Raw genomic sequence first — 16,096 nt, 5'->3', positions numbered from 1 at the left:
CCGCATAACGATCCTCGACCGCTCGGTTTCGGCCGCGCTGCCTGGCCTAAGGTGTCCGAAGTTCACACTGAGGAAACGGACCCCTATGCCAGGCAGCGGAGCTGTCACCCGCAACACCCTTCGCCAGCAGATCGCGGACGCGCTGCGGGACGAGGTCCTTGCGGGACGCCTGCCGCCGGGGACCGAGTTCACCGTCAAGCAGATCGCCGAGCAGTACGAGGTCTCGGCCACCCCGGTCCGCGAGGCCCTCGTGGACCTCTCCGCGCAGGGGCTGCTCGAACTGGTCCAGCACCGGGGGTTCCGGGTCCGCGTCTTCTCCGTCGACGACTTCCGCGGAATGATCGAGGCCCGCACGCTGATCGTGGACGGGATATTCCGCCGGCTCGCCGAGCGCGGCACCGCGCCCGGCTCCGGCGAGATGCTGGTGTCGGTGCGCCGCCGGGCCGAGGAGGCGCGGCGGGCCGCGCAGAGCGGCTCGCTCGAAGTGCTCATCGGCTACGACCTGCGCTTCTGGCGGGAGCTGAGCGCGCTGGTCGGCAACACCTACATCTCCGAGTTCCTGCACCGCATCCGGGTCCAGTGCTGGGTCTTCGCCGTCCCGCACCTCCAGCGCGAACCGCAGCTCCGGGCGGCCCTGTGGGACCGGCACGGGGAGCTGGTGGACGCGGTGACCCTCGCGGACGCCGAGACCGTGCGCGGCCTGGTGCTCGACTACAACCGGCACGGCCTGGAATGGGCCGCCGGGCTGTAGGGGGCGGGGCGGGGCGCCGGTCGGAGCGGTACGGAACCGGCCGGACGCCGACCGGGTTCTGCGCACCCCTTCGCGGAGGGTGCCCGGCGCACTACGCTTGGCCGATCGGCGGCAACGACTGATCGGAGCCCGCGTGGCCTGTGACCTGTGGCTGGTCCCCCTTGTCGACGTGCTGTGCCACAGCCCCGACAACCCCTTCGCGGAAGAGATCGCCTCGTACGACAAGGCCCTGGGCGAGGCCGGGCTGCCGTCCGTGCCCGTCTTCTCCTACATGCCGGGTCTGAGCGGGGACGTCGCCCCGGTCGCCGGCTTCGACTACGACGCCCTGCACTTCCTGCGGCGGGCGTACCTCCTCCAGCTCTGCGGGCTGCCGGTGACGCCGGTGGACGAGCTGGGCGGGGACTACGAGCAGCTGCTGGAGATGTTCGAGCCGACGGCCCAGCAGTCCCACCTGGTCTGGCACTACGACCACGCCGGGGCCTACGTCCCGGTGGACTTCGCGGCTCCGCTGGCGAACGAGGAGCTGCTCGCCGGAGGGGGCCCGCTGGGGTCCGCGCAGGGGCTGCTGCGGGAGCTGCTCTTCGTGGCTCCGGCGATCGGGATAGACCCGGGGAACCCGCCCGCGCCGCCCGCGCCGCCCGGCCGTCCGACCTCGCTGGAGGAGCCCGCGGGGCCGATCCCGTACGACGACAGCCCCTTCGCCCGGGAGCGCCACGTTTGGCTCGGGCTGCACGCGGCCGCGACCCGCAGCCTCGGCCAGGGCTCGATGATCATCTTCAGCTGACGGGGGACCCCGGACCCGCGGCCCCGGACCCGCGCCCCGGACCCGCCCGACCCGCGCCCCACCCCGGAGCGGTGGCTACCTCGGCTGCTCCGGCGGGCGCTGGCGCGGCATGTTCGGCCGGGTGCCCGGCGGCAGCGGGAACCGGGCCGGCGGGACGCCCGCCTCCACCCGGCCCGCCGAGGCGCCCAGGGACTGCATGACCAGGGGCGCGGGCCCGGCCCGGAACTCCACCATCCAGTCCGCCGTCTCCGAGCGCACCAGCTCGGTGATGTCCTCGGAGAACCGCCGCAGCACGGTCAGGCAGCGCTCGGCGGCCTCGCTCGCCGTGCCCTCGGTGGGGCCGAGCACCTCCCGTACGTTCTCCGAGGCCCAGTCGAACTGGAGCGTCTGGAGCCGGCGCTGCACGGCCTGCGCGGTCGCCACGTCGCGCATCCAGCCGGACGTCAGCCCGAAGAACCGGTCGCCCGCCAGCGCGGCCGCGCCCAGCAGCAGCGCCAGGTATCCGTACGAGGCCGCGCCGGGCGCCGAGCCCGTCAGGTCCAGCAGTGGCATCACGGCGCCCGTGACGGCGCCCACGGCAGCGCTCCCGCGCAGCGCCCGCGCCCCCCGGCGCTTCCAGGTCCGGTCGCTCAGGTACCACTCGGCGGTGCGCAGGGCGTCGGCCTCGACGCGCCGGTACAGCTCGTCGAGCCGCTCGGCGGGCTCGCCCCAGTCCCCGAGGGGGAACGGCCGGCCGATCAGGTCGCCGGCCGCCACCGGCCCGTCGACCTCCTCCCGGGGATCCCGGGGTGGCCCTTCGGGCTGCATCTCCGGCTGGCTCACCCGGCACTCCCTCTGCCTGCGCTGACGACTGGTGGTGCGCGTGTGCGCAATGGTGCGCATGCTCTTCCTACCTTCGAATGACGGGCGGCGGACGACGATTCCCGGGATTTCCGCCCGCAAGGAGGTCTCCAGCAGGTACGCGCACGCCCGCTCCCTCACTCGAAAGAGTTGGTCCTCACGGCGTAGGGCGCTGCGCGCGGGGAGCACGTAGGCTCGGATTGACCAAGCGTCCCGACGGTACGGAGTGAATGACCTGTGATTCCCGGTGGTGGCCAGCCCGACATGCAGCAGCTGCTCCAGCAGGCCCAGAAGATGCAGCAGGACCTCGCCGCGGCCCAGGAAGAACTCGCGCGCACCGAGGTCGAAGGCCAGGCCGGCGGCGGTCTGGTGCGGGCGACGGTCACCGGTTCCGGTGAGCTGCGCGCGCTGGTGATCGACCCCAGGGCCGTGGACCCGGCGGACACCGAGACCCTCGCCGACCTGGTCGTCGCGGCGGTCCAGGCCGCCAACGAGAACGCCCAGGCGCTCCAGCAGCAGGCGCTGGGCCCCCTGGCCCAGGGCCTGGGCGGCGGCAGCGGCATCCCCGGCCTCCCCTTCTAGTCCCCCGCACCCGCCCCGCGGCGGGAAACCGAAACGAAAGAAGGCAGTCCGTTGTACGAAGGCGTGGTCCAGGACCTGATCGACGAACTGGGCAGGCTGCCCGGCGTCGGGCCCAAGAGCGCGCAGCGGATCGCCTTCCACATCCTGCAGGCCGAGCCCACCGACGTCCGCCGCCTCGCGCACACGCTGCTGGAGGTCAAGGACAAGGTCCGGTTCTGCGCGGTGTGCGGGAACGTGGCGCAGGAGGAGCGGTGCGGGATCTGCCGCGATCCGCGCCGCGACACCACGGTCATCTGTGTCGTGGAGGAGCCCAAGGACGTCGTCGCGGTCGAGCGGACGCGCGAGTTCCGGGGCCGGTACCACGTCCTCGGGGGTGCGATCAGCCCGATCGAGGGCGTCGGACCGGACGACCTGCGCATCCGCGAGCTGCTGGCACGCCTCGCGGACGGGGTGGTGAGCGAGCTGATCCTCGCCACCGACCCGAACCTGGAGGGCGAGGCGACCGCCACCTACCTCGCCCGGATGCTCAAGCCCATGGGCCTCAAGGTCACCCGCCTGGCCAGCGGGCTCCCCGTCGGGGGAGATCTGGAGTACGCGGACGAGGTCACGCTCGGGCGGGCCTTTGAAGGAAGGCGACTTCTCGATGTCTGACGCAACCCTGCACGCGGCGGGCCCGGACCCGGGCGACTTCGCCGTCCAGATCGCGGACCAGATCGGTTCGTTCATCGTCGCGGTCACCGAGGTGGCCAAGGGCGAGGATCCGGACCGCGCCGTGCCGTTCCTGCTGCTGGAGATCTCGCAGCTGCTGCTCGCGGGCGGCCGGCTGGGCGCCTACCAGGACGTACTGCCCGACGAGCGCTACGAGCCCGATCTGGGCCCGGAGCCGGACGTGGACGACCTGCGCGAGCGCTTCGCCGTGATGCTGGAGCCGGTCGACGTCTACTCCGAGGTCTTCGACCCCTACGAGCCGCGCAAGGCCCCGGTCCCGCACCGGATCTCCGACGACGTGGCCGACGTGGTGGCCGACCTGCGGCACGGGCTGATCCACTACCAGGCGGGGCGGATCACCGAGGCGCTGTGGTGGTGGCAGTTCTCGTACTTCACCAACTGGGGCCCGACGGCCTCGGCGACCCTGCGGGCCCTGCAGTCCCTGGTGGCCCACGTGCGCCTGGACCAGCCGCTGGCGGCCCTGGACGGGCTGGACACCGACGAGGACCTGGCCGAGGACGACCTGGCCGAGCAGGCCGGGGTGGTCATGGCGGAGGAGCTCGGCGGCCTCGGCCGCAGGTGAGCGGCGTGCAGGCGGCCTGGTGGCGGCCTGGTGGCGGCCCGTTCGGATGTCCCGGCGCGGGAACTTCTCGGCTGATCTTTTCGTCTCATGATGTGGTACGAAGCGGTCGGATCGCGGCCGCTCGTTAGACTGCACCAGCAATGAGACGGATTGAGCGAGGAGCGCACGTGGGCCTTGTCGTGCAGAAGTACGGAGGTTCCTCCGTAGCCGATGCCGAAGGCATCAAGCGTGTCGCCAAGCGGATCGTGGACGCCAAGAAGAACGGCCACCAGGTGGTCGTCGTGGTTTCCGCGATGGGCGACACGACGGACGAGCTGATCGATCTCGCCGAGCAGGTGTCCCCGATGCCTGCCGGGCGGGAGTTCGACATGCTGTTGACCGCCGGGGAGCGGATCTCCATGGCCCTGCTGGCCATGGCGATCAAGAACCTGGGCCACGAGGCCCAGTCGTTCACCGGCAGCCAGGCAGGCGTGATCACCGACTCGGTCCACAACAAAGCGCGCATCATCGATGTCACGCCGGGCCGTATCCGCACCGCGCTGGACGAGGGCAACATCGCCATCGTCGCCGGCTTCCAGGGCGTGTCCGCGGACTCCAAGGACATCACCACCCTCGGCCGGGGCGGCTCGGACACCACCGCCGTGGCGCTCGCCGCCGCGCTGGACGCCGAGGTCTGCGAGATCTACACCGACGTCGACGGCGTCTTCACCGCGGACCCCCGCGTCGTGAAGAAGGCCCGGAAGATCGACTGGATCTCCTCCGAGGACATGCTGGAGCTCGCGGCCTCCGGCTCCAAGGTGCTCCTGCACCGCTGCGTCGAGTACGCACGCCGCTACGACATCCCGATCCACGTCCGCTCGTCCTTCTCGGGACTGCCGGGCACCTGGGTCAGCAACGAGAATCCGCAAGGGGACGCGCAGGTGGAGCACGCCATCATCTCCGGAGTCGCGCACGACGTCTCCGAAGCCAAGATCACCGTCGTCGGCGTCCCGGACAAGCCGGGCGAGGCCGCGGCGATCTTCCGCGCCATCGCGGACGCCGAGATCAACATCGACATGATCGTGCAGAACGTGTCGGCGGCCTCGACGGGCCTCACCGACATCTCCTTCACGCTCCCCAAGGCCGAGGGCCACAAGGCCATCGACGCCCTGGAGAAGTCCAAGGACCGGATCGGCTTCGACTCCCTGCGCTACGACGACCAGATCGGCAAGATCTCCCTGGTCGGCGCGGGCATGAAGACGAACCCGGGCGTCACCGCCTCCTTCTTCCAGGCCCTGTCCGACGCCGGCGTCAACATCGAGCTGATCTCCACCTCGGAGATCCGCATCTCGGTCGTGACCCGCCAGGACGACGTCAACGAGGCCGTCCGCGCCGTGCACACGGCCTTCGGCCTCGACTCCGACACCGACGAGGCCGTCGTCTACGGAGGCACCGGACGATGACCGCGCCCCGGTCCTCCGGCCCGGCTCTCGCCGTGGTCGGGGCGACCGGAGCGGTCGGTACCGTCCTGCTCCGGATCCTTTCCCAGCGGGCGGACGTCTGGGGCGACATCCGCCTGATCGCCTCCGCGCGCTCGGCCGGCCGCGTGCTGGCCGTCCGCGCGGAGCAGGTCGAGGTGCTCGCCCTCACCGAGGACGCCTTCCACGGCCTCGGGCCGGGCGACGTCGTCATCTTCCTCACGCCCGCCGCGGTCTCGGCCCGGTGGGCGCCCGTCGTCACCGCGCGCGGGGCCGTCGTCGTGGACCAGTCCGCCGCGTTCCGCGCGGACCCCGAAGTGCCGCTGGTGGTGCCCGAGGTCAACGCCCACGCCGTACGGATCCGGCCGCGCGGGATCGTCGCGGGCCCGGACTGCGTGACCGCCGCGATGAGCGCGGCCCTCGGCGCGCTGCACGCCGAGTACGGCCTGACCGAGCTGGCCGTCTCCTCCTACCAGGCCGCGGGCGCCGCCGGCCGGGCCGGCTCCGAGGCGCTGCGGCGCCAGTTGTCGCTGGTCGCCGGCACCTCCCTGGGGGAGCACCCCGGCGACGTGCGCCGGGCCGTGGGCGAGGACACCGGCCCCTTCGCGGCCCCGCTCGCCCTCAACGTCGTGCCCTGGTCGGGCGAGTTGTGCGAGGGCGGCTGGTCCTCGCACGAGCTGGCCGTACGGGCCGAGACGCGCCGGATCCTGGACCTGGAGCGGCTGCCGGTGTCGGTGACCTGCGTACAGGTGCCGGTGGTGACCGGGCATTCGCTGACCGTGCGGGCCCGGTTCGAGAACACGGTGCACGCCGCGCACGCCCGGGAGATCCTGGAGGCCGCGCCCGGCGTGGTGCTCGTGGACGACCCGGCGGCGGGCGAGTTCCCCACTCCCGCGGACGCCGCGGGGACCGATCCGGCCTGGGCGGGGCGGGTGCGGGTGTCGCTCGACGACCCGCGCGCGCTGGAGTTCTTCGTGTGCGCCGACAATCTGCGCAAGGGCGCCGCTCTGAATGCCACCCACATCGCGGAACTGATCGCGGGTGAATTTGCGTAATTCGCTTTGTAGGATCGGTGCTGATCCCTTGATCAAGGTGATGGCCCGACTGCCGTCTCGATAGGACCGGGGCAATCGGGAAGAGCGGGAACGCATGAGGGCAATGGGGATATCGCGGGCGAGGTTGCCCGGCGCGTACAACCCTCGCGGGGGGACGTGCGTCCTACAGGCGTGGCAGAGGCACTTCTCGACCTGGCCGTCCTACCGGCGCGCACGGGGATCGTTCCGTCGCGCCGGGGATCCCGCGCACCCGGCGGCGGTTTCCCCGTGATCGTTCCCGTCCCGCCGACGGGGCCCTCCGAGGCGTTCGTACGAGCCCCCGCGCCGCCCCGGGGCGGGCGCGTGCCCGCACCGCGCGACGGCGCCGGGACAGCGGCGGACGACGAGACGGCCGGCGACGGGGCGACGGCGGGCAACGACACGACGGCGGGCGGCGACACGGCCGCCGGGGCCGGGAACGCGACCGCCGGGGCCGCGCCGGTGGTGGCGGGCACCACCGTCGACCACCTCACGGCGACCTACCAGGCCCACTACCGTTCGCTCCTCGGCCTGGCCGCGCTGCTCCTCGACGACACCGCCTCCTGCGAGGACGTCGTCCAGGAGGCGTTCATCCGCGTCCACTCGGCCCGCAACCGGGTCCGCGACCGGGACAAGACACTGGCCTACCTGCGCCAGACCGTCGTCAACCTGTCCCGGTCCGCGCTGCGCCGCCGCATCCTCGGTCTCAAACTGCTGTCGAAGCCGATGCCGGACATGGCCAGCGCCGAAGAGGGCGCCTACGACCAGCTGGAACGCGACGACCTGATCAAGTCGATGCGCGGACTCCAGCGCAGACAGCGCGAGGTGCTGGTGCTGCGCTACTTCGCGGACATGACGGAGGCCCAGGTCGCCGAGACGCTCGGGATATCGATCGGCTCGGTGAAGGCGTACGGATCGCGGGGGATTGCCGCGCTGCGGGTGGCGATGGAGGCTGCGCAGTCATGACGGACGACCACACCCCGCTGTGCGGGGCGGGCGAGGAACAGGCGCTACGGGGCCTGCTGCACGGGGCCGTCGAGGGCCTGGAGCCCTCCGGGGGCGCGCTGGAGCGGCTGCGGTACGCGGTCCCCGCGCGCCGGACCCGCAGGCGCCGGGCCGTCGTGGGCGCCGCCGCGGCCGCGCTGCTGGCCGGCGCCGGGATCCCGGCCGCCGTGCACCTGAGCGGCGGCGGTAACACGGCCGCCGACCGCTCGGCGATGGCCGGGCACGGCGAGCGGTCCGGAGCCACCACGGGCACCGGCTCCTCCGACCCGCACCAGAACGGCGCCGGGGCCCACCCGAGGGCCACCCGCTCCACGGGCGCCGCCCCCGACGCGGGCGGCACCACCGGGGAGCCCGACCCGGCCGCCACCGGGTCGCCGGCCGGCGGGACCGGAGCCTCCGCCGGACCCTCGGGCGCGGGCACGCCGTCCGGCTCGTCGCTGGGCCAGAGCGGGCAGCTCCCGGTCACCGGACCCCAGCCGCCCGCCGCGCAAGGGGTGGGCCGCTGCGGCGCCGACCAGCTCGGCGTGGTGGCCTCGGCCCGCGCCCCCGAGGCCGACGGCAAGGTGTACGGCAGCTTCAAGGTCACCAACGTGTCGGTGCGCGGCTGCATCGTCTCCGGCGCGGACAGGGTGACGGCCGCGGCCGCCGCGCCCGGTACGGGCACGGGCACCGCCGTCGTCGGCCACACCGCGGGCGATCCGGCGAGCGGGCTGCTGCCCGACCCGTCGGCGGCGCCGCCGCTGCTGGTGCTCCAGCCGAACACGGCGTACGAGGTGCGCTTCGCCTGGGTCCCCTCCGGGGAGCCCTGCCCGGCGGCGACCCCGGCGGGTGCCAAGCCGCCGCAGGGTGATTCCGGGGACGGCGCGGGCGCCGCCGGGCCGGGCGGCGCGGACGGTACGGCGGGCGCGGGCTCGGACCCGCAGACGGGCCCGCCGCCCCCGGACCCGGCGGGGGTCGCGGTCGCGCACACTCCGGTGGCGGGGTCGCCGACCACCCGGACGACGATCCCCGAGGCGTGCGGGGGCACGCTGTACCGGACGGGCTCGATCCCGCTGGACGCGCCGGCGCCGTAGCGGCGCGGGCACCGCGGGGCCGGGCCGGGTCCGTCGAGCCGTCAGCCGTACCGCGCCGTCAGCCGTACCGACCCGTCAGGCGCGCTGCGGGGCGGCCCCGGCGGTGGTCTCCGTGGTGGTCCCGGCGGTGGTCTCCTCCGCGGGGAGGAGACCGGCCTCGGCGTCGCGGAGGGTCTCGATCTCGCGGCGGTAGAGCCGGAACCACATGAACAGCACGAAGGCGGCGAAGACGAACCACTCGCCGGTGTAGCCGAGGTTCTGGAACGCCTTCAGGTCGAGCCCGGTGTCGTTCGGGGCCTGCGGCGGCACCGGCAGCATGCCGTCCGCCGGGGTCCGCACCGTCAGCCACGCGTCGTACAGGTCGTACGGGACGATGTTGACCAGCGACGCGGCGCCGATCACCCCGAGCTGTCCGGCGGGCAGCCCGCCCTCGGAGTGGACCCCCTTGGTGCGGGAGTTCTCCGGTGGCTGCAGCGCCCCCGTGACGTCCACCCGCCCGGCCGGCGCGGCCGGCGCCGCCGCCGGGTCCGCGGTCCCCGGGAGCCAGCCCCGTACCACCGGGACGGCCTTGCCGGAGTCGGTCCTCAGCAGCGTCAGCACATAGAAGCCGGGCTTCCCGTCGAGCGTCCGCTCGGGGACCAGCAACTGCTCCGCGTACTCCCCGGAGACGGCGGCCGGCTGCCCGGAGGTCCTCTTGTCCACCGGGAGCAGCGAGTCCAGCGGGGCGGCCACCAGGTCGGCGGGCCGCTCGGCGGTCGCCTCGCGGTGGGAGTCGACGCGGTCCTCGAACCGGCCGAGCTGCCAGGTCCCCATGAACAGGCAGAAGGGGACGCCGAGCGCGACGAAGACGTTGATCCCCCACCAGCGCGGGGTCAGGAGAAACCGGTGCACCCCACCACCGTACGGGGGGTGCGGCCGGTTCCGTCTGCCGGGGCTCGGTTCTCCGGGGTCAGCGGGGGAGGTGCTTCAGGGCGAACTCCAGCTCCATCCGGACCTGCTTGATCCGCTCCTCCACGACCAGCGAGCCGTGACCCGCGTCGAAGCGGTACACCTCGTGCTCCGCGCCGCGCGCCGCCAGCCGGTCGACGTAGTTGTCGATCTGCCGGATCGGGCAGCGCGGGTCGTTGACGCCCGCCGCGATGTACACGGGGGCCGTCACCGCGTCCACGTACGTCAGCGGCGAGGACGCCTCGAAGCGCTCCGGGACCTCCTCCGGGGTGCCGCCGAAGAGGGTGCGGTCCAGGGACTTCAGCGCCTCCATCTCGTCGTGGTACGCCGTCACGTAGTCGGCGACCGGTACGGCGGCCAGGCCCACCGCCCAGGCGTCCGGCCGGGTGCCGAGGCCCAGCAGCGTCAGGTACCCGCCCCAGGAGCCGCCCGAGAGCACCAGGCGCGCCGGGTCCGCGAGGCCGGACTCCACCGCCCAGGCGCGGACCGCCTCGACGTCCTCCAGCTCGATCAGGCCGACGCGGTGCTTGAGGGCGTCGGTCCACTCGCGGCCGTAGCCGGTCGAGCCGCGGTAGTTGACGCGGACGACCGCGAAGCCGTGGTCGAGCCAGGCCGCCGGGGTCGCCAGGAAGGCGTCGCTGTCGTGCCAGGTCGGGCCGCCGTGGATCTCGAAGATGGTCGGGAAGGGGCCGTCGCCGTGGCCCACGGGCCGCTGCGCGAGCGCGTGGATCCGCCCGCCGGGGCCCTGCACCCACACGTCCTCGACCGGCACCGAGCCCGGCGGCCGGAAGCCGGGCGGGTCCAGGACGACCCCGCCCGCGGTGGACCGTACGGAGGCGGGCTCGGCGGCCGAGGACCACTGGTACTCCACCGTCCCGTCGGGGCGGGCCGTCGCCCCGGACACGGTTCCGGCCGGGGTCTCCACCGGGACCAGGGCCCGCTCGGCCAGGTCGTAGCGCCACAGTTCGCTGCGCGCCTCGAAGCTGTGCACGATCAGCAGCGCCGACCCGTCCGGGTACCACTCGGCGCTGACGTCGCCCGGCAGCTCGATGCCGAGTTCCGTCTCGGTGCCCGTGGACACGTCCCACACCATCGGCTCCCAGCGGCCGCGCCGCTGGTGGCCGACGAGCAGCCGGGTGTCGCCGTCGACGGGGGCGAAGCCGAGCACGGCGAGGCCGAGGTCATCGGTGCCGCCCCTGGAGTCGTCGAGCTCGGCGACCGTGGCGCCGTCGAGGGTGACGACGCGCAGCGCCGAGTGCATGGCGTCGCCGTGCTCGGTGTGCTCGATGACGAGCAGGGAGCCGTCACGGGACAGGTCGCCCACTCCGGCGGACTCGCGGTGCCGGTAGACGACCGCGGGCGCGCTCCCGTCCGGCCGCACCACGTGGATGGTCGTGCCGTCCTCGTCGGTGGACCGGCCCACGACCGCCGTCCCGTCGCGCCCGATGGCCAGGCCCGCCGAGTACGAGGGCTCCAGTCCGGGCGTGGCCGGCTCGTCGGGGCCGCCCGCGAAGGGCTGGCGCACCCAGGTGCCGAACTCGTCGCCGTCGGTGTCGGAGAACCACCAGATCCACTCGCCGTCGGGGGAGAGCGTCCCGTCGGTGGTGCCGTTGGGGCGGTCCGTGGCCTGCCGCTGGGCGCCGGTGGAGCGGTCCCAGGCGTAGAGCTCGAAGGTGCCGGTCGCGTTGGAGACGAAGAGGGAGCGGTCCGGCGCGTCCTCGGCCCACTCGGGCAGACCGACGCGCGGGGCGCGGAACCGCTTCTCCCACTCGGGGACCGCGTCGGGGGAGGTGTCGGAGGCGCTGTCGGGGGCGGTGCCGGGGGGCGCTCCGGCGCCGTGTGCTCCGCCGCCGGTCTCGCCGCCGCCGGTCTCGCCGTTGCCGGTCACATCGTTGCCGGTCACATCGCTGTCGCTGGTCATGCCTCCCATTCTTGCCACACACGGTCCCCGAACGACGACCCCGCCGGACGTACGCTGGCGGCATGCGGATGATCGTCCGGGGCGCCCGGCTGCTGCACACCGAAGGCCACGAGCGGGGCCGGGACGGCCTCTGGGACGTGGAGGTGGGCGAGGACGGCCGGATCGCGCGCGTCCTGCCGCACGACGACCAGAAGGAACCCCCGGCCACCGGCGTCCTGATCGAGGCCCACGGGTCGCTCCTCAGCGCCCCCTTCGTCGAACCGCACATCCACCTCGACACGGCACTGACCGCCGGTGAGCCGCGCCCCAACGTCTCCGGCACCCTGTGGGAGGGCATCGCCTGCTGGAGCGAGCGCAAGCGGACCCTGACCCGCGACGACGTCGTCGGCCGGGCCACCGAGGTACTGCGCTGGCAGGCGGCGCAGGGCGTGCTGCACGTGCGCACCCACTGCGACACCACCGACCCGGCCCTGACCGCCCTCGACGCGCTGCTCGAAGTGCGGGACCGGGTACGGGACTTCATGACCCTCCAGATCGTGGCCTTCCCGCAGGAGGGCATCGTCTCCTTCCCCGACGGCGAGGCGCTGCTGCGCGAGGCGGTCCGGCGCGGCGCCGACGTCGTCGGCGCGATCCCGCACTTCGAGGACACGCGGGAGGACGGGGTCGCCTCGCTGGGCATCGCCTTCGCGCTCGCCGAGGAGCACGGGCTGCGCGTGGACGCGCACTGCGACGAGATCGACGACGATCAGTCCCGCTTCGTGGAGGTGCTGGCCACCCTGGCCCTGCGTTCGGGCCTGCGCGGCCGCGCCACGGCCTCCCACACGACGGCGATGGGCTCCTACGGCGGCGCGTACAGCTACAAACTCCAGCGCCTGCTGTCGCGTTCGGGGATCAACCTGGTCTCCAACCCCTTCGCCAACCTCAACCTCCAGGGCCGCTTCGACGCCTATCCCAAGCGCCGCGGCCTCACCCAGGTCAAGGAGATGCTGGCGGCGGGGGTGAACGTCGCCTTCGGCCATGACGACGTGATGGACCCGTGGAACGCGCTCGGCACCGGCAACCCGCTCCAGACCGCCCTCGTCGGCGTGTACGCGGCCCAGCTCACCGGCGCCGACGAGATCCCGGCGGCCTTCGCGATGGTGACCGACCGCGCCGCGCGCGTCCTGGGCCTGCCGGAGGCGGAGTACGGCATCGCGGAGGGCGCCCCCGCCTCCTTCGTCCTGCTCCCGGCCCCGACGCCGCTGGAGGCGATCCGCCGCCAGGTCCGCCCCCGGTACGTCGTCGCGCGCGGGCGCGTCCTCGCGGAGAACCCCCCGGCCCCGGCCCGGCTGTCGTGGCCCGGAGAGGCCCCGTCCGAGGTCGACTTCGTCCGCCTACCCTGAGGGGGCCGGTCCGTCGGCGAGGTGCCGCGCGTGACCCCGTTCGAGCGGTCCCGCCGCGGTCAGGGGCCCGGCGCGAGACGGCCGTACCGCCCGTGACGCACCGCGGGTTCCGACCGCACCGAAGGACTCGACTCATGAACGACCCGGACCGAACCCCCATCGAGGACACGCGCTTCGGCGAGATCACCGTCCGTCAGGACGGTCAGCTGTCCCTCCAGGTCGAGGGCGAGGCGATCCCCCGCGTCACCCTGGAGCGCGACCCCGGCTCCGCGGCGGACCCGCAGACCGCCATCGGCACCCGGGACGCCGAGCACCTCACGATGCGGATAGACGGCCGGAAGGTCGGGCTGAAGCCCGCCAAGGGCGGCCTGACCAGGCGCTCGTACCGGGTGGACGTGGAGTACGAGGGGGCGCGCTACCGGCTGGTCCCCGACTCCGTGCCCAGCAGCCGGCTGACCCGCGACGGCGCGCACCTCGGCGACTTCTCCTCCGACGGCGACGAGCTGGTCCTCGCCGACTGGAAGGAGGACGCCGAACTCCGCCCGGCGGACGCGTCGGTCGGCTACGCGCTCGCCTCGGCCTTCGGGACGGGCGGGCAGCCGATGTGGATGATGATCGCCGACGGCGTGAGCAGCGCCCTGCCCTAGGGGTCTCCTTCGGATCCCGCCGGGGACGGGTCAGGCCACCCGCCGGTCCGGCAGGTGGCCTGACCCGTACCGCGTCCGTGCGGGGGCCTACGCGGAGCGGCGCCAGTAGGCGCTGTACTCGTCGATGGTCTCCACCGGGTCGGTGACGCCGTGCCGCTCGCGGAACTCGTCCACGGCCTTGCGGCAGGCCGGGATGAAGTAGTCGTCGATGATGACGAAGCCGCCCGGGGACAGCTTCCCGTAGAGGTTCTCCAGCGCGTCCATCGTGGACTCGTAGAGGTCGCCGTCCAGCCGCATGACCGCCAGCCGCTCGACCGGGGCGTCCGGCAGGCTGTCCTTGAACCAGCCCGGGAGGAACCGGACCTGGTCGTCGAGGAGGCCGTAGCGCCGGAAGTTCTCCCTGACCGTGTCGGCGGTGACGCCGAGCACGTGGTTGGAGTGGTGCAGCGCCATCTCCCGGTCCATCGGGTGGCCGCTCTCACCGGTGTCCGGGATGCCCTCGAAGGAGTCGGCGAGCCAGACCGTGCGGTCGGTGATGCCGTGGGCCTTGAGGTACCCGCGCGCGAAGATGCACACGCCGCCGCGCCAGACGCCGGTCTCGATGAAGTCCCCGGGCACCTGATCGGCGACCACCTGGTCCAGTACGTCGCGTACGTTCCTGATCCGCTTCAGCCCGACCATGGTGTGGGCCGTGCTCGGCCAGTCCGAGCCGTTCTCGCGGTTCTCCTCGCGGAAGTCCCGCTCGGGGAACCACTCGTTCGCGATGGGCGCGTCACCGTAGACGAGATTGGTGACGACCTTCTCCAGAAGGTCCAGGTACAGGTGTGCGTTCGGCTCCATGATGTCCTCTCCAATGGCCATGATCAGTAGTTGCCCAGGCCGCCGCAGACGTTGAGGGCCTGCGCGGTCACCGCGCCGGCGGCGGGGCCGACGAGGTACTCCACCATCGCCGCGACCTCCTCGGCCGCCACGTAGCGGCCGATCGGCACGCGCGCGCTGACCCGTGCCAGCACCTCGTCCGCCGGCACGTCCCACAGCTGCGCGTACGTCTCCCGGACCCGTTCGGCCATGGGGGTCTCCACGAAGCCCGGGCAGACCGCGTTCACGGTGACGCCGGTCTTGGCCAGTTCCAGGCCCAGCGCCTTGGTGAACCCGACCACGCCGTGCTTGGACGCCGAGTACGGGGCGCCGTGCAGGACGCCCTGCTTTCCTCCGGTGGAGGCGATGTTGACGACCCTGCCCCAGCCCTGTTCCAGCATTCCGGAGTGGTTGAGCACTTCCTTGGTCATCAGGAACACGCTGTTCAGATTCGTGTTGATGACGTCGAACCACAGCTCGTCCGGAATGTCGCGGGTGATGCCGCCCCCCGAGCGGCCCGCATTGTTCACCAGAATTCCCGCGGGGCCGTACCGGTCGGTCGCACCCTTCACGAACGAGCGAATGTCATCGGGCGACGTCACATCACAGGTCTGCCCGTCGACTTCCAGCCCCTCGGAACGCAGCAGGGTGAGTGTTTCTTCCAGCGCATCGGGCTTGCGTGCGCATATGTAGACGCTATTTCCCGCCTGGCCGAGGCGCCTGGCGATTTCCAGTCCTATTCCGCTGGTGGCTCCGGTCACCAATGCGGTGCGTACGGGCTGGGCCATGGTTCCTCCCCGGTCGTCGGATCAATGGCTGCACCGTCACAGACACCCCTCGAAGACCCCTCGCAGGGCATATGGAGAGCGGTGGAGTACCCCTTGAGGACGCTCAGAGGCCGACGGCCCGGTACGCGGCCTCCACCAGGCGGTGCGCGCGGTCGTTCATCCGGCCGATCACGCGGGAGCCCGCGTTCTGCACGTAGGCGAACGCCAGGTCGTGGTCCGGGTCGGCGAAGACGAAGGTGCCGTTCGCCCCGTCGAAGCCGAACGCGCGGGGCGTCAGTCCGGCGGAGGCGGGGAAGACGGGGCTGTCGGGCAGCATGAAGCCCAGGCCCCAGGTGCTCGGCAGGAGGATGACGCGGCAGTTCCCGCGGGAGTGCGGGCGGGTCAGCTCGGCGAGGCGGCCGGGGGTGAGCAGCCGGACGCCGTCGACTTCGCCGACGAGGGCGGCGAAGAGGCGGGCCAGGGACTGGGCGCTGCCCAGGCCGCCGTACGAGGGGTCCTCGACCCCGGGGTCGAGCGCCTCGTCGAGCGACATGCTGCCGATCATCGACCGGTAGGTCAGCGAGTCCGGGTCGCCGAGGGCCACCAGCATGTCCAGCTCGGTGCCGGGGTCCTCGCCGTTCATGAGGGCTTCGGCTTTGGATTCGAGCATGGTGGCGAGGTGCGCGCCGGCGGCGTCGGCGGGGTCGGTGAGGCCGA

17 protein-coding genes are annotated in these 16,096 nt (G+C 73.0%); 11 read left to right on the top strand and 6 right to left on the bottom strand.

The features are described 5' to 3' along the window. Positions 1 to 85: 85 nt before the first annotated feature. Together ABT106_RS10035 and ABT106_RS10030 are read left to right on the top strand one after the other, a co-directional pair. Positions 86 to 751, top strand: coding sequence for a GntR family transcriptional regulator (locus ABT106_RS10035; protein ID WP_351274906.1), 666 nt, complete (start codon positions 86 to 88; stop codon positions 749 to 751). A 133-nt stretch (positions 752 to 884) separates the two neighbouring features. After that, positions 885 to 1,535 (top strand): putative DNA-mimic protein, encoded by a 651-nt coding sequence (locus ABT106_RS10030; RefSeq protein WP_267721135.1) that lies wholly within the window; start codon positions 885 to 887, stop codon positions 1,533 to 1,535. Between the two features lie 75 nt (positions 1,536 to 1,610). On the opposite strand, the gene ABT106_RS10025 is transcribed toward ABT106_RS10030, so the two are convergent. Beyond that, complete coding sequence (locus ABT106_RS10025) at positions 1,611 to 2,357, bottom strand: SLATT domain-containing protein (RefSeq protein WP_351274903.1); 747 nt, start codon at positions 2,355 to 2,357, stop codon at positions 1,611 to 1,613. A gap of 255 nt (positions 2,358 to 2,612) precedes the next feature. Between ABT106_RS10025 and ABT106_RS10020 the strand changes: the two genes are divergently transcribed. From ABT106_RS10020 to ABT106_RS09990, 7 genes are all read left to right on the top strand, one after another. Further along, positions 2,613 to 2,957 carry a YbaB/EbfC family nucleoid-associated protein gene (locus ABT106_RS10020; RefSeq protein WP_351274901.1) on the top strand — a complete coding sequence of 115 codons (345 nt, stop codon included), beginning with the start codon at positions 2,613 to 2,615 and terminating at the stop codon, positions 2,955 to 2,957. A gap of 51 nt (positions 2,958 to 3,008) precedes the next feature. Beyond that, positions 3,009 to 3,608, top strand: a complete 600-nt coding sequence (gene recR / locus ABT106_RS10015) for a recombination mediator RecR (protein WP_351274899.1) — start codon at positions 3,009 to 3,011, stop codon at positions 3,606 to 3,608. Next, the gene (locus ABT106_RS10010) at positions 3,601 to 4,248 is read left to right on the top strand and encodes a DUF5063 domain-containing protein (RefSeq protein ID WP_351274897.1); all 648 of its coding nucleotides are present in this window, start codon (positions 3,601 to 3,603) and stop codon (positions 4,246 to 4,248) included. The genes recR and ABT106_RS10010 overlap by 8 nt, the downstream gene beginning before the upstream one ends. Positions 4,249 to 4,415: 167 nt before the next feature. Further along, on the top strand, positions 4,416 to 5,690 hold the full coding sequence (locus tag ABT106_RS10005; protein WP_351274895.1) for an aspartate kinase: 1,275 nt from the start codon (positions 4,416 to 4,418) through the stop codon (positions 5,688 to 5,690). Then, positions 5,687 to 6,760 (top strand): aspartate-semialdehyde dehydrogenase, encoded by a 1,074-nt coding sequence (locus ABT106_RS10000; RefSeq protein WP_351274893.1) that lies wholly within the window; start codon positions 5,687 to 5,689, stop codon positions 6,758 to 6,760. Before ABT106_RS10005 ends, ABT106_RS10000 begins: the two co-directional genes overlap by 4 nt. Positions 6,761 to 6,931: 171 nt before the next feature. Next, positions 6,932 to 7,744, top strand: coding sequence for a SigE family RNA polymerase sigma factor (locus tag ABT106_RS09995; RefSeq protein ID WP_502979291.1), 813 nt, complete (start codon positions 6,932 to 6,934; stop codon positions 7,742 to 7,744). Beyond that, on the top strand, positions 7,741 to 8,856 hold the full coding sequence (locus ABT106_RS09990) for a hypothetical protein (RefSeq protein WP_351274889.1): 1,116 nt from the start codon (positions 7,741 to 7,743) through the stop codon (positions 8,854 to 8,856). Before ABT106_RS09995 ends, ABT106_RS09990 begins: the two co-directional genes overlap by 4 nt. Positions 8,857 to 8,931: 75 nt before the next feature. Here the strand turns inward: ABT106_RS09990 and ABT106_RS09985 are convergent, their stop codons facing one another. Next, positions 8,932 to 9,747 (bottom strand): SURF1 family protein, encoded by an 816-nt coding sequence (locus ABT106_RS09985; RefSeq protein ID WP_351274887.1) that lies wholly within the window; start codon positions 9,745 to 9,747, stop codon positions 8,932 to 8,934. Positions 9,748 to 9,805: 58 nt separating this feature from the next. Then, positions 9,806 to 11,725 (bottom strand): S9 family peptidase, encoded by a 1,920-nt coding sequence (locus ABT106_RS09980; RefSeq protein ID WP_502979290.1) that lies wholly within the window; start codon positions 11,723 to 11,725, stop codon positions 9,806 to 9,808. A 62-nt stretch (positions 11,726 to 11,787) separates the two neighbouring features. On the opposite strand from ABT106_RS09980, the gene codA reads away from it, so the two are divergent. Further along, the gene (gene codA / locus ABT106_RS09975) at positions 11,788 to 13,107 is read left to right on the top strand and encodes a cytosine deaminase (protein WP_351274885.1); all 1,320 of its coding nucleotides are present in this window, start codon (positions 11,788 to 11,790) and stop codon (positions 13,105 to 13,107) included. A gap of 134 nt (positions 13,108 to 13,241) precedes the next feature. Then, the gene (locus ABT106_RS09970; RefSeq protein ID WP_351274883.1) at positions 13,242 to 13,754 is read left to right on the top strand and encodes a hypothetical protein; all 513 of its coding nucleotides are present in this window, start codon (positions 13,242 to 13,244) and stop codon (positions 13,752 to 13,754) included. Between the two features lie 87 nt (positions 13,755 to 13,841). On the opposite strand, the gene ABT106_RS09965 is transcribed toward ABT106_RS09970, so the two are convergent. The 3 genes from ABT106_RS09965 to ABT106_RS09955 all read right to left on the bottom strand — a co-directional run. Continuing rightward, complete coding sequence (locus ABT106_RS09965) at positions 13,842 to 14,615, bottom strand: TylF/MycF family methyltransferase (RefSeq protein WP_351274882.1); 774 nt, start codon at positions 14,613 to 14,615, stop codon at positions 13,842 to 13,844. 2 nt (positions 14,616 to 14,617) lie between these two features. Next, the gene (locus tag ABT106_RS09960) at positions 14,618 to 15,400 is read right to left on the bottom strand and encodes an SDR family NAD(P)-dependent oxidoreductase (protein WP_351274880.1); all 783 of its coding nucleotides are present in this window, start codon (positions 15,398 to 15,400) and stop codon (positions 14,618 to 14,620) included. 103 nt (positions 15,401 to 15,503) lie between these two features. Next, on the bottom strand, positions 15,504 to 16,096 hold a 593-nt coding region (locus ABT106_RS09955; protein WP_351274878.1), incomplete at its 5' end, for a serine hydrolase.

The organism is Streptomyces sp. NPDC002044, from assembly GCF_040296725.1.
GTDB lineage: Bacteria > Actinomycetota > Actinomycetes > Streptomycetales > Streptomycetaceae > Streptomyces > Streptomyces antarcticus.
Note: the sequence above shows the minus strand (reverse complement) of the source record. Positions and strands in the feature narration are given on the sequence as shown.

What these genes read in the sequence shown, in the direction of transcription:
- ABT106_RS10010 (WP_351274897.1), top strand. Translation starts at nt 3,601, where the DNA reads ATGTCTGACGCAACCCTGCACGCGGCGGGCCCGGACCCGGGCGACTTC.
- codA (WP_351274885.1), top strand. Translation starts at nt 11,788, where the DNA reads ATGCGGATGATCGTCCGGGGCGCCCGGCTGCTGCACACCGAAGGCCAC.
- ABT106_RS09970 (WP_351274883.1), top strand. Translation starts at nt 13,242, where the DNA reads ATGAACGACCCGGACCGAACCCCCATCGAGGACACGCGCTTCGGCGAG.
- ABT106_RS10035 (WP_351274906.1), top strand. Translation starts at nt 86, where the DNA reads ATGCCAGGCAGCGGAGCTGTCACCCGCAACACCCTTCGCCAGCAGATC.
- ABT106_RS09990 (WP_351274889.1), top strand. Translation starts at nt 7,741, where the DNA reads ATGACGGACGACCACACCCCGCTGTGCGGGGCGGGCGAGGAACAGGCG.
- ABT106_RS09980 (WP_502979290.1), bottom strand. Translation starts at nt 11,725, where the DNA reads ATGACCAGCGACAGCGATGTGACCGGCAACGATGTGACCGGCAACGGC.
- ABT106_RS10000 (WP_351274893.1), top strand. Translation starts at nt 5,687, where the DNA reads ATGACCGCGCCCCGGTCCTCCGGCCCGGCTCTCGCCGTGGTCGGGGCG.
- ABT106_RS09965 (WP_351274882.1), bottom strand. Translation starts at nt 14,615, where the DNA reads ATGGCCATTGGAGAGGACATCATGGAGCCGAACGCACACCTGTACCTG.
- ABT106_RS09960 (WP_351274880.1), bottom strand. Translation starts at nt 15,400, where the DNA reads ATGGCCCAGCCCGTACGCACCGCATTGGTGACCGGAGCCACCAGCGGA.